2 protein-coding genes are annotated in these 14,522 nt (G+C 67.6%); both read left to right on the top strand.

The annotated features are described in order from the left end of the window. A partial coding sequence (locus APH30_RS15000) for an AMP-binding protein (protein WP_156326485.1) occupies positions 1-3,041 on the top strand: 3,041 nt, incomplete at its 5' end. Then, positions 3,038-14,446: a non-ribosomal peptide synthetase gene (locus APH30_RS14995; protein ID WP_054912993.1), complete on the top strand. Its 11,409-nt coding sequence runs from the start codon at positions 3,038-3,040 to the stop codon at positions 14,444-14,446. The genes APH30_RS15000 and APH30_RS14995, both read left to right, overlap by 4 nt. The last annotated feature ends 76 nt before the right edge of the window (positions 14,447-14,522 follow it).

Here is a 14,522-nt window from a genome sequence, read left to right as displayed (position 1 = left end):
GCTTTGCCCGCGCACTGGACAACGTCATCGCGCGTCACGACGTGCTGCGTACCGCCATCCTCTGGGACGGCTTGCCCCAGCCGGTGCAAGTGGTGCTGCGCGACGTTGCATCGCTTGTGCCACAAACCCTTGGCAGCGATGCTGCAGCGGGCCGACCGGTCTCTGCGGCTCTGGACTTGGGCCAGGCCCCGCTGCTGCGCCTGCTGTACACCGATGCGGACGGCCCGATCGAAGCGACCCTGCAGTTCCACCATATCGTGCTCGACCATACCGCCATGGAAGTGGTGGCCGAGGAGCTGATCGGCTTCTTGCAGGGCAACGACGAACCTGCCCACGCCCCAGTGCCTTACCGCAACTATGTGGCCCAGGCACGCCTTGGCCTCAGCCAGGATGCGCACGAAGCGTTCTTCCGTGAGCAACTGGCGGCGATCGACGAGCCGACCCTGCCGTTCGGCCTGAGCGATGTCCAAGGCGATGGCCGCGACATCGAAGAAGCGCAGCTGTGGCTGGATGACAGCCTGGGGCAACGGCTACGGGTGCAGGCGCGGCAACTGGGCATCAGCGTCGCCAGCCTGTTCCACCTGGCGTGGGCGCGCCTGCTGGGCGCCGCCAGCGGCCAACCGCGCGTGGTGTTCGGCACGGTGCTGCTAGGCCGCCTGCAAGGCGGCGAAGGCGCCGAGCGTGCGCTGGGCATGTTCATCAACACCTTGCCGTTGCGCATCGACCTGGCCGACGTCAGCCTGCGCGAGGCGGCTCATGCTACCCACCAGTCCCTCAGCGCGCTGCTGGCCCACGAGCACGCCCCGCTGGCATTGGCGCAACGCTGCAGCGGCGTGGCGGCGCCGCAGCCATTGTTCAGCGCAATGCTCAACTACCGGCACAGCAGCCAGGCCACCGCCAGCCAGAAGCAGGCGACAGCAGGTATGGAAAGCCTGGAAAGCCAGGAGCGCAGCAACTACCCATTGAGCTTGAACGTGGACGACACCGGGGGTGGTTTCCGCCTGGTGGCCATGACCACTGCCGGCGTTGGCGCTGCTCGCATCTGCGGGCAAATGGAGCAGGTGTTGCAGGCCATGGTGCAGGCCCTGGAGCATGAACCGGCGCTGGCGTTGCAGCGCTTGCCGGTGCTGCAGGCCGAGGAACGCCAGCGGGTGCTGGCCGGGTTCAATGACACGGCCGTCGGCTACGACCTTGGGCAGACCTTGCACGGCCTGATCGAGGCGCAGGTTCGGCGCACCCCCGAGGCGGTGGCGGTCAGGGCCGAGGAGGGCGAGCTGACCTACGGCCAGCTCAACCAGAAGGCCAACTGCCTGGCGCACCATTTGATCGATTTGGGGGTAAAACCGGACGATCGCGTGGCCATCTGCGTCGAACGCGGCTTGTCGATGGTGGTGGGGCTGCTGGCCATTCTCAAGGCCGGTGGCGCTTATGTGCCGGTGGACCCGGACTACCCGGCCGAGCGCGTACGGCACATGCTGACGGACAGCGCGCCGGTGGCGGTGCTGGTGCATGCGGCTACCCGGCACGTGCCGGAGGCGGGTCTGCTCATCGATCTGGACCAGCCGAGCTGGGCTTCTTTGCCGGCGACGAACCCTGTGGTGGCAGGGCTGAATGCCCGGCACCTGGCCTACGTGATCTACACCTCCGGTTCGACCGGGCTGCCGAAAGGCGTGATGAACGAGCATGCCGGTGTCGTCAACCGCCTGCTGTGGATGCAGGACGCTTACGGCCTGGATGCGGCCGACGTGGTGCTGCAGAAAACCCCGTTCAGTTTTGACGTGTCGGTGTGGGAATTCCTCTGGCCGTTGCAGACCGGTGCACGGCTGGTGATGGCCCGCCCCGGTGGGCACCGTGACCCCGAATACCTGCGCGAGGTGATCACCCGCGAGCACGTCACCACCCTGCATTTCGTTCCCTCGATGCTCGACGTGTTCCTGTCCTCGACAGCCCCTGTCGCCGGGGCAGCCGCGCAGCCCCCTGTGGGAGCGGCCTCGTGTCGCGAAAGGGCCGCACAGCGGCCCCAGGATTTCCAAGCCGACATCATTACCGCCGGGGCAGCCGCGCAGCCCGATCACAACCCAATGCCGCGCCTACCCTTGGTACGTGTGATCTGCTCGGGTGAGGCGTTGCCGGGGAATCTGGTGCGGCGTTTCCACGCTCAGCTGCCAACCGTCGAGCTGCACAACCTCTACGGCCCGACCGAAGCCGCGGTGGATGTCAGCGCCTGGCACTGCACCAGCGCTCCGGACAACACGCCGATCGGCAAGCCCATCGCCAACACCACCCTGTACATCCTCGACGACCAGCAGCAACCGGTGCCCCAGGGGGTAGCCGGCGAGCTGTACATCGGCGGCGTGCAGGTGGCCCGGGGTTACCTCAACCGTGCCGAACTCACCGCCGAGCGCTTCATCGACGACCCGTTCGTACCCGGCGCACGCCTGTACCGCACCGGCGACCTGGCACGCCACCTGCCCGACGGCAACATCGAATACCTCGGCCGCAACGATGACCAGGTCAAACTGCGTGGCCTGCGCATCGAACTGGGTGAAATCCAGGCCGGCCTCACGGCCATCGAGGGCGTCAAGGAGGCTGTCCTGCTCGCCCATGAACAACGCCTGGTGGCTTACTACACCGGCGCCCCGCACAGCACGGACACCCTGCGCACGGCGCTGCTCGCGCAGTTGCCGGAATTCATGGTGCCGGCGCTGTTCATGCACCTCGACGCCCTGCCGCTGAGCCCCAACGGCAAGCTCGACCGCAAGGCCTTGCCTGCACCCGGTGCCATCGAAGACCGCCCCTACGCGGCCCCCGAAGGCGACACCGAAACCCTGCTCGCGGCCCTGTGGTGCGAACTGCTCGGCCTGGAGCAGGTGGGGCGGCATGACAACTTCTTCGAACTGGGCGGCCACTCGCTGCTGGCCGTGACATTGACGTCACGGCTACGCGAGCAAGGCCTGGAGGCCGATGTGCGCGCCTTGTTCGACCAACCGACCCTGGCCGGCTATGCAGCCATCACAGACAGCATGGAGATCGTCCTGTGAGCATCAACCAATTACTGGCAACACTGACCGCGCAGAATGTGCAGCTGGCACTCAAGGATGGCCAACTGGTGGTCCAGGGCAACCGCCAGGCGCTGACCGACAGCACCCTGGTGGCGCAACTGCGTGCGCACAAGCCCACCCTTGTCGGCATGCTCGAGCGAGGGGAGTACGTGGCGGTCAAGCAAGGCGCGGTACAGGTGCCGGGCAACCTCGTTGCGCCAGGCTGCACGCACATCACCCCGCAACTGCTCAACCTGGTCACGCTCGACCAGGCCAGCCTGGACAGCGTGGTCAACGCAATACCGGGGGGCGCGCCCAACGTGCAGGACATCTATCCACTGGCGCCGTTGCAACAAGGCATGCTCTTCCACCACGCCAGTGCCAGCGAGCATGACCCGTACGTGATGCAGGCACGCTTCGTGTTCGCCAGCGAGGCGCGCCTGCAGGCATTCGCCGACGCCTTGAACGGGGTGATCGCCCGCCACGATATCCTGCGCACCTCGGTGCACTGGCAAGGGTTGCAAGCGCCGGTGCAGGTGGTATGGCGCAAGGCCGAACTGACGGTCATGACGCTGCCCGTCGATGCCCCGAAGCGGAACTGGCTCGACCTGACCCAGGCGCCGCTGATGCGCTTGCTGCGTGACGCGCCACAGGCCGACGGGCGGCTGACTGCGACCTTGCAGTTCCACCATATCGCCATGGACCACAGTGCCCTGGAGGTGGTGCGCCACGAACTGATTGCGTTTCTCAGCGGCGCCGAGGCGCAACTGGGCGCACCGGTGCCGTTTCGCAACTATGTTGCGCAGGCGGTGCTGGGGATCAGCGAAGCCGGGCACGAAGCATTTTTCCGCGACATGCTTGGCAGTGTCGACGAAGCCACCCTGGCGTATGGCTTGCAGGACGTGCAGGGGGCTGGCGAGGTGCATGCCGAGCACCAGCTCGACCTGCCATTGGCACTGTGCCAGGGCTTGCGCGCCCAGGCCCGCAGCCTGGGGGTGAGCGTCGCCAGCCTGTTCCACCTGGCCTGGGGCCGGGTACTGGGGGGCCTTACCGGGCGTGAGCAGGTGGTGTTCGGCACCGTGCTGATGGGCCGCCTGCAGGGCGCCGAGGCTACCGACCGGGCGCTGGGGATCTTCATCAATACTTTGCCACTGCGGGTTGACCTGGACAGCGCCGACCTGGGCAGCGCGGTGCGCGCCACCCACCAGCGCCTGAGCGCGCTGATGCGCCATGAACATGCGCCCCTGGCCTTGGCCCAGCGCTGCAGCGGCGTGGCCGCACCGGCGCCGTTGTTCAATGCGTTGCTGAACTACCGCCACAGCGCGCCAGGCAGCAGCGAGCCACGCCGTGCCGCCTTGACCGGCATCGATATCATCGACTCGGCCGAAGCGACCAACTACCCGCTGACGCTGAGCGTGGACGACCTGGGCGAGGCGTTTCGCCTGACCTTGCTGGCCAGCCCGCAAGTGCCGGCCCAGCGCGTGTGTGCCTATGTCCAGCAAACGCTGGAAAGCCTGCTGCAAACCCCACACCTGGCGGTGAACCGGCTGGCCATGCTGCCCCCTGCTGAACGCGAAACGCTGCTGGAAGGCTTCAACGCTTGCGCCACCCACCACGCGCAGCACCTGACCCTGCACCAACGTATCGAGCAACAGGTTGCCCGCTGCCCAGAGGCCATCGCTGCGACGAGTGGCGGCGCCCAACTGAGCTACGGCGAACTCAACCGCCGCGCCAATGCCTTGGCCCACCACCTGATCAGCCTGGGTGTGCGCCCGGACGACCGGGTGGCCGTGGTGGCCCGGCGCGGGCTGGACACGCTGGTCAGCCTGCTGGCCGTGCTCAAGGCCGGCGCAGGTTACGTGCCGGTAGACCCGGCGCACCCCGACGAGCGCATCGGCTACCTGCTGGCAGACAGCAGCCCCGCGGTGGTACTGACGCAACAGGCGTTGAGCCATCGCCTTGGTAAAACCGGCGTACCGCTGCTGTTACTGGACCAGCCGGACTGGCCTGCCAGCGACGCCAACCCGGTCGTGCCCGGGCTTGCTGCGCAGCACCTGGCCTATGTGATCTACACCTCCGGCTCGACCGGGCAACCCAAGGGCGTGATGGTTGAACACCGCAGCGTAAGCAACCTGGTCGACTGGCACTGCCGTGCTTTCGACCTGTGCCAGGGGCGGCACACCTCCAGCCTGGCCGGCTTTGGCTTCGATGCCATGGCCTGGGAAGTGTGGCCGGCATTGTGCGCCGGGGCCACGCTGCACCTGGCGCCGACCACCGAGGGCCACGACGACCTCGACGCCATGCTCGCCTGGTGGCAGGCGCAGCCGCTGGACGTCAGTTTCCTGCCCACACCGGTGGCTGAATATGCCTTCAACCATCACCTGGAACATCCGACCTTGCGCACCCTGCTGATTGGTGGCGACCGCTTGCGCCAGTTCAATCGCACCCAGCGCTTTGCCGTGGTCAACAACTACGGGCCGACCGAGGCCACGGTGGTGGCCAGTTCCGGGGCGCTGGAGGCGGGCGGTGCGCTGCATATCGGCAAGCCGGTGGACAATGCGCGGCTGTACGTGCTCGACGCGCATATGCAACCGGTCGCCCTGGGCGTGCCGGGCGAGCTGTACATCGGGGGTGTCGGGGTTGCCCGGGGCTACTGGAACCGCCCGCAGTTGACCGCCGAGCGGTTCTGCGACGATCCGTTCGTGGCGGGCGAGCGCATGTACCGCACAGGCGACCTGGTGCGCTGGCTGCCGGACGGCACGCTCGACTACCTGGGGCGTAACGATGACCAGGTGAAGATCCGCGGCGTACGCATCGAGCTGGGCGAAATCGAAAGCCGCCTGGCAGCCTTGGCCGGCATCGCCGAAGCGGTGGTGATCGCGCGTGAGGATGAACCCGGGCACCCGCAGCTGGTGGCGTATTTCACCGCCAGTCCCGACGTACAACCCCTTAGCCCGGAAGGCCTGCGCGGCCAGCTGCAGGCACACCTGCCGGCGTACATGGTGCCGGTGGCGTTCGTCGAGCTGCCGGTATTGCCACTGACGGCCAATGGCAAGCTCGACCGCCGGGCGTTGCCGCGCCCTGGGCGTGCTGCGCTGTTCGAACAGGCTTACGCGCCGCCGCAGGGTGAGCTGGAGCTGGCCCTGGCACAGATCTGGGCGGAACTGCTGCAGGTCGAGCGCGTGGGGCGCGACGACCATTTCTTCAGCCTGGGTGGCCATTCGCTGCTGGCCATGCGCATGGTGTCGCAGGTGCGCGTGCGCCTGGGCGTGGAACTGAGCCTGGCCGAGCTGTTCGCCAACCCGCAGCTGGCCGCGGTAGCCCAGGTGCTGGCCGGGGCCGTTGGCACTGCGCTGCCGGCGATCGTGCCGGTGCCGCACGGGCAGCCGCTGCCGATGTCGTTTGCCCAGCAGCGGCTGTGGTTCCTGGCGCAGATGGAGGGCGGCAACCAGGCCTACAACGTGCCGTTGGCCTTGGGCTTGCGCGGGCCATTGGATAGCGCTGCGCTGGAGGGTGCGCTGTTGCGCATCATCGAGCGCCACCAGACGTTGCGCAGCCGCTTCGTGGCGCGTGATGACAGCGCCGAGGTGGTGATTGCCGCCACTGCGGGCGACGGCTGGTTCAGCTGTGAAACGCTGGCCGCTGAAGCGTTGCCAGGCCGCTTGCAGGAATTGGCGGCAGCGCCGTTCGACCTGGCCCACGGGCCGTTGCTCCGTGCCCACGTGCTGAGCCTGGGCGCGCAGCACCATGTGCTGGCACTGACCGTGCACCACATCGTCGCCGATGGCTGGTCGCTGGGGGTGCTGACCCATGAACTGAGCGTGCAGTACGCAGCCATGTGCAACGGTCGCGATGACCCGCTGCCGCCGTTGGCCATCCAGTACCCAGACTACGCGGTATGGCAGCGCCGCTGGCTGGCTGGGGAGCAGCTGCAACGCCAGGTGGCCTTCTGGCAACAGAGCCTCGAAGGTGCCCCCGAGCTGCTCAAGCTCCCTGCTGACCGGCCACGGCCGCCGCGCCAGGACTTTGCCGGTGCAAGCCTGCCAGTGCGGTTCGAGCCACGCTTGACCGCCGCCCTGCGCGGGCTGGCCCGGCGCCATGGGGTGACGCTGTACATGACCGTGCTCGGTGCCTGGGCGGCCCTGCTCGGCCGCCTGGCAGGCCAGCCCGAAGTGGTGGTGGGCTGCCCGGTGGCAGGGCGCGGCCGGGCCGAGCTGGAGCCGCTGGCCGGGTTGTTCGTCAACACGCTGGCTATGCGCATCGACAGCAGCGCAGCGGGCACCGCGCAGGCGCTGTTGCAGCAGGTGCGCGACCGCGTGTTGCAAGCCCAGGCCCACCAGGACCTGCCGTTCGAGCACGTGGTGGAAATGCTTCGCCCGGCGCGCAGCCTTGCGCACACGCCGCTGTTCCAGGTCAGCCTGAACTGGCAGGCCACCCAAGGCGCAGCCTTGCACCTGCAAGGCCTGCAACTGGAGGCCGTGCCCCAGGCCGCGGCAGTGGCCAAGTTCGACCTCACGCTCAACCTGGGCGAGCAGGGCGATACCTTGGCCGGCAGCCTCGACTACGCAACGGCACTGTTCGACGCCGCCACCGTGCAGCGCTACCTGGGCTACTTCGAGCGCCTGCTGTGGGCCATGGCCGATGATGACCAGCAAGCCCTGGCCCAAGTGGAGCTGATCGACGAGGCGCAGCGCCAGGACCTGCTGCACGCACGCAACGCCACTCATTACGCCTACCCCCGTGACGTTGCCGTGCACCACCTGTTCGAGCAGCGCGTGGCCCTTCACCCGCTGGCTGTGGCGGCGGTGCAGGGCGAGCAGACCCTTTGCTATGGCGCGCTCAACGAGCGCGCCAACCGCCTGGCCCACTACCTGATCGGCAGCGGGGTAGAACCTGGCGCTTGCGTGGCCATCCTGTTGCCGCGGTCGCTGTCACTGCTGGTGGCGCAACTGGCCGTGCTGAAGTGCGGTGCCGTCTACGTGCCGCTCGACCTGCATGCCCCTGCCGAGCGTCAGCTGTTCATGCTCGAGGACTGCCAGGCGGCGTTGCTGCTCACGGCTACCGACATCGCCTCCGACCTGCCGGTGCCACGCCTGGAACTCGACAGCCTGGCGCTCGACCGCCAACCCAGCACCAACCCTGCAGCGGTGCAGGCTGGCGGCAGCACCGCGTATGTGATGTACACCTCCGGCACTACCGGCACACCCAAAGGCGTGTGTGTGCCGCACCGGGGCATCGCGCGCCTGGTATTGCACAACGGCTATGTCGAGCTGCTGGCCAGCGACCGTTTCGCTTTTGTCTCCAACCCCGCATTCGACGCCAGCACCTTCGAGGTCTGGGGCGCGCTACTGAACGGGGGCCAAGTGCGCGTGATCGACCATGCCACGCTCATCGACCCCGCGCGCTTTGCCACGGCGCTGCTGGAGCAGCAAGTCAGCGTGCTGTTCCTGACCACTGCGCTGTTCAACCAGTATGTGCAGTGGGTTCCAGCGGCGCTGGCCCGGCTGCGCGTGTTGCTGTGCGGTGGCGAACGTGCCGAGCCGGCAGCGTTCCGGGCCTTGCTGCAACAGGCCCCCCGCTTGCGGTTGTTCAACGCCTACGGGCCGACCGAAACCACCACCTTTGCAGTGACCTGCGAGGTAAGCGGGTTGGCGGAGGACGCCGCCCAGGTACCCATTGGCCGGCCTATCGGCAATACCCAGGTGTATGTGCTGGATGCCTGGCAACGGCTGGTGCCGGAAGGTGTGGTGGGGGAACTGTACATTGGTGGCGATGGCGTGGCGCTGGGCTACCTGAACCGTGCCGAGCTGACGGCCCAACGTTTCATCGACGACCCCTTCAGCACCCAGGCGGGTGGGCGCTTGTACCGTACCGGCGACCTGGTGCGCTGGCGCGGCGACGGCCAACTGGAGTACCAGGGGCGCAACGACGACCAGGTGAAGATCCGCGGTTTTCGCATCGAGCTGGGCGAGATCGAGCAGCAGCTGGCCCTGGCCCCGGGCATCGGCGAATTCGTGGTGATGGCCGTTGCCGATGCGTCCGGGCCGTTGCGCCTGGTGGCCTGGTACACCCGCCAGGCCGCCAGCCTGGACGCCCTGCAACTGCGTGGCTACCTGCGCGGCCGGTTGCCGGAGTACATGGTGCCATCGGCGTTCGTTGCCTTGGCACGGCTACCGTTGAACGCTAATGGCAAGGTCGACCGCCGGGCCTTGCCGGCACCAGGGCCGCAGGACTTTGCGGTGGCTGCCTTCGAGGCCCCCGAAGGCGAGCGCGAGCAGGCCTTGGCAGCGCTGTGGTCCGAGTTGCTGGAAGTACAGCCGATCGGTCGCCAGGATCGCTTTTTCGAGCTGGGCGGCCATTCGCTGCTGGCCATGCGCATGCTCGCGCAAGTGCGCCAACGGCTGGGCCATGAGCTGACACTGGCCGACCTGTTTGCCGACGACAGCCTGGCAGCGGTGGCCACCTGCCTCACGCGCGAGGGCCAGGCGTTGCCGGCCATCACGCCGGCGCCCCGCACAGGCCGGCTGCCGCTGTCGTTCGCGCAACAGCGCCTGTGGTTCCTGGCACAGTTGCAGGAAGCCAGTGCGGCCTATCACATCCCCATCGCCCTGCGCCTGCAGGGCCCGCTGCAGCGAGCCGCACTGGAACGCACGCTGCACCGGCTGATCGAGCGGCACGAAAGCCTGCGTTGCCATTTTGTCGCTGAGGATGGCGAGCCCCATGTGCGCCTGGCCAGTGACAGCCGCGGTTTCAGCCTGGGTTGGCAGGACTGCCCAGGCCTTGACCCGGTGGCGTTGGCCGCGTTGCTGCGCGAAGACGCCGGCCAGGCCTTTGCCTTGGCCTATGACTTGCCCATCCGCGGGCGGCTGTTGCGCCTGGGCCAGGACCACCATGTGCTGCTGCTGACGCTGCACCACCTGGTCGCCGATGGCTGGTCGCTGGGGGTACTGGTCAGGGAGCTGGGTGCACTGTATCAGGCCTTCAGCACCGGGCAGCCTGACCCACTGCCTGCCTTGCCGGTGCAATACCTGGACTATGCCGTGTGGCAGCGCCAGTGGTTGAGTGGCACAGCCTTGCAACAGCAGGCGGACTATTGGGCCGCCCAGTTGAGCGGCGCCCCCGTCCTTGTCAGTCTGCCTTGGGACCGACCCCGCCCGGAGCGGCAGCAGTATGCCGGCGACAGTGTCGAACTGTGCCTGGATCCGCGTTTGAGCAGCGAGCTCAAAGCCCTGTGCCGGCGCCACGCGGTCACGCCATACATGCTGTTCTTGGCGGCTTGGGGGGTGCTGTTGGCGCGCCTGGCCGGCCAGGACGAAGTCGTGATCGGCTCGCCGGTCGCCAACCGCCAGCAAGCGGAGGTGGACGGGCTGATCGGCATGTTCGTCAATACCCTGGCGCTGCGCCTGGATGTGTCGGGCGCGCCGGATGTGGCGACGTTGCTGGCGCGGGTCAAAGCGGTCGTACTGGCCGGCCAGGCGCACCAGGACCTGCCGTTCGAGCAAGTAGTCGAACGGCTGCGCCCACGCCGTAGCCTGTCGCATACGCCGCTGTACCAGGTGTCGCTGGATTGGGATGGCAACCCAGGCCGCGAGGCGCTGCAGTTGGCAGACCTGGCGGTGACTGCACTGGGCGGCCCGGCCAGCGTTGCCAAGGTCGACCTGAGTTTGAGCCTGGGCGAGCGCGGCGACGGCTTTGCAGGCGGCATCGTGTACGCCACGGCGCTGTTCGAGCGGGCCACCGTTGCGCGGTTCGCGGGCTATTTCGAGCAACTGCTGTGGGCTTTCGTGGCCAGCGACCGGGCCATCGCGGCGCATGCCCCGCTGCTGGATGCGCACGAGCGCAAGCGCTTGCTGTTGGACTTCAACGACACAGCCGTCGCCTACGACCTCAAGCAGACCTTGCACGGCCTGATCGAGGCGCAGGTTCGGCGCACCCCCGAGGCGGTGGCGGTCAGGGCCGAGGAGGGCGAGCTGAGCTACAGCCAGCTCAACCAGCAGGCGAATCGCCTGGCGCACCACTTGATCGGCTTGGGGGTAAAACCGGACGATCGCGTGGCCATCTGCGTCGAACGCGGCCTGTCGATGGTGGTGGGGCTGCTGGCCATTCTCAAGGCCGGTGGCGCTTATGTGCCGGTGGACCCGGACTACCCGGCCGAGCGCGTACGGCACATGCTGACCGACAGCGCGCCGGTGGCGGTGCTGGTGCATGCGGCTACCCGGCACGTGCCGGAGGCGGGTCTGCTCATCGATCTGGACCAGCCGAGCTGGGCTTCTTTGCCGGCGACGAACCCTGTGGTGGCAGGGCTGAATGCCCGGCACCTGGCCTACGTGATCTACACCTCCGGTTCGACCGGGCTACCGAAAGGCGTGATGAACGAGCATGCCGGGGTGGTCAACCGCCTGCTGTGGATGCAGGACGCTTACGGCCTGGGTGCGGCCGACGTGGTGCTGCAGAAAACCCCATTCAGCTTTGACGTATCGGTGTGGGAGTTCCTCTGGCCGTTGCAGACCGGTGCACGGCTGGTGATGGCCCGCCCCGGTGGGCACCGTGACCCCGAATACCTGCGCGAGGTAATCGCCCGCGAGCACGTCACCACCCTGCATTTCGTTCCCTCGATGCTCGACGTATTCCTGTCCTCGACAGCCCCTGTGGGAGCGGCCTCGTGTCGCGAAAGGGCCGCACAGCGGCCCCAGGATTTCCAAGCCGACATCATTACCGCCGGGACAGCCGCGCAGCCCGATCACAACACAATGCCGCGCCTACCCTTGGTACGTGTGATCTGCTCGGGTGAAGCCTTGCCGGGGAATCTGGTGCGGCGCTTCCACGCTCAGCTGCCAACCGTCGAGCTGCACAACCTCTACGGCCCGACCGAAGCCGCGGTGGATGTCAGCGCCTGGCACTGCACCACTGCCCCGGACAACACCCCGATCGGCAAACCCATCGCCAACACCACCCTGTACATCCTCGACGACCAGCAGCAACCGGTGCCCCAGGGGGTAGCCGGCGAGCTGTACATCGGCGGCGTGCAGGTGGCCCGGGGCTACCTCAACCGCGCCGAACTCACCGCCGAGCGCTTCATCGACGACCCGTCCGTACCCGGCGCACGCCTGTACCGCACCGGTGACCTGGCGCGTCACCTGCCCGACGGCAACATCGAATACCTCGGCCGCAACGACGACCAGGTCAAACTGCATGGCCTGCGCATCGAGCTGGGCGAAATCCAGGCTTGCCTCACCGGTATCGAAGGTATCCAGGAAGCGGTGGTGATCGCACGCGAACAGCAATTGCTGGCCTACTACACTGGGCAACACCATACGCTGGAGGTGCTGCGCGCCGCTTTGCTCAGCCGCTTGCCGGCGTTCATGGTCCCGGCGGTACTGATTCACCTGGACACCCTGCCGCTGAGCCCCAACGGCAAGCTCGACCGCAAGGCACTGCCAGCGCCGGGCGCGGTACTGGAGCGCCCGTTCGAAGCCCCGCAAGGCGACACCGAACACTTGCTGGCGGCCCTGTGGGCCGAGCTGCTGGGCGTGGAGCGGGTAGGGCGGCACGACAACTTCTTCGAGCTGGGCGGGCATTCCCTGGCGGCTATCCGTCTGCTCGACAGGCTCAGCAAAGCGGGCTTGCAGGCAGCCCTGAACGATGTGTTCCAGCAGCCCAGCGTCGCGTTGCTGGCAGCGCGGCTGGACGACAACACCAGGCAAGCGGGTGGGGCCGTCACGGTACGTACCGGTACGGCAGGCACGCCGCTGTTCCTGGTCCACGAGTTCACCGGGCTGGATTTCTACTTCCCCGTGCTGGGCCAGCAGCTGGGCGGCGAGTTCGCGATCTACGGCTTGCCCGGCGTACCTGCCGAGCAGCCGCAACCGCGTACCTTGGAGTGCCTGGCCCGCTACCACATCGGGCAGATGCGCCAGGTTCAGCCGCACGGGCCGTACCGCCTGGCTGGCTGGTCGTTCGGCGGCATCGTTGCCTTCGAAATCGCCAACCAGTTGCTGGGGGCTGACGAAAGCGTCGAATTCGTCGGGCTGATCGACACCTACGCGCCGCGCCTGGCTGACCAGGGCAAGGCGCGCTGGGCCGGGCAGTACGCGCTGGAACGGCAGCTATTGCTCAACTGCTCGGCGTTCTGGCGCACGCAAGGGCCGGCGGCTGCCGGTAAGGTTGCGCACTTGCAGCAATTGGAGGCCGTACAGGCAGATTTCGCCACGCTGCTGGCTACCTGTAGAACGCAGGGCCTGCTCTATGGCCTGTGGGCGAGCATGAGCGATGCGCAACTGCTGCATTATTTCAGCCGTGAACTGGCCCATGGCTATGCCTTGGCGCATTACCGCCCGGCGCCGTTGCACATACCGGTGCACCTGTTCCGCGCCGAGCAGGGCCCGGACCCTCTGCCGACCCTGGGTTGGGGCGAGGCACTGCCCGGCCAGCGCTTGCAGACCCTGACGGTGCCGGGCGACCACCGCAGCCTGATGCAGGCCCCGCACGTCGCTGCCCTTGGGCAGGTGATGAGCGAGGCGCTTGCCAGTTGCCCGAACGCCGTGGCACCGGCCCCGGTCGCGCACGTGGCGATTCAGAGCGGGCACGCCGGGCACGCGCCGCTGTTCTGCGTACCGGGGGCCGGGGATAGCGTCACCAGCTTCATTGGCCTTGCCGAAGCCCTGGGCCCGGACTGGCCATTGCATGGCTTGCAGGCCCGCGGCCTGGACGGTGCCGGCATACCGCACAGTACCGTCGAAGCCGCCGCCGACAGCCATGTGCAGGCGATCGAGGCGGTGTACCCGCACGGGCCGTTGAACCTGGTCGGTCATTCGTTCGGCGGGTGGGTTGCGCATGCCATCGCCGCGAGGTTGCAGGCCAAGGGCCGGCCGGTGCGCTCGTTGACCCTGATCGACAGCGAGGCGCCGGGCGCCGGAGGAACGTGCGGCCAGCCGTACACCTTCGGCGAGGCGTTGCAGCAGCTGGTTGACGCGCTGCAACGGTCTACCGGCAAAACCTTGGCCATCGACCCGGCAGCGTTTGCCCTGGCCACGGCTGATGAGCAGTTGCGACAGCTGCATGCCGGCATGGTGCGCAACGGGCTGTTGCCAGCGCGGTCCACGCCAGCGGTGCTGGAGGGCACAGTGCGTACCTTCGCCACGGCGCTGCGCACCGTCTATCGGCCGTCGCTGACGTATACCGGGCCGGTGGGCCTGGTATTGGTCGATGACCCGCAACTCGACGCGCTGGGCAACGCCCGCGAGCACGCCGCCATGCAGGAAGGCTGGCAGCAACTGATGCCGCAACTGAGGCTGTGGCAGGGGCCGGGCGACCACTTCAGCATCTTGAAGGTGCCGGACGTGTTCAGCCTGGCGGCCTGGTGGCACGACGGCCAGGCTGTGCAGCACGGCAAGGTCAGCCCGTGACCACGGCTGCTTGCCCCCTGCCTTCGGCAAGGGGCAAGCGCTGCCAGGGTCGAGTGAATTTCTTGGGAAAGTGAGT

Source organism: Pseudomonas sp. NBRC 111127 (assembly GCF_001320345.1).
In the GTDB taxonomy this organism is placed as follows: Bacteria; Pseudomonadota; Gammaproteobacteria; order Pseudomonadales; family Pseudomonadaceae; genus Aquipseudomonas; species Aquipseudomonas juntendi.
The sequence above is the reverse complement of the archived record's forward strand: the minus strand, read 5'-3'. Positions and strand labels throughout refer to the sequence as shown.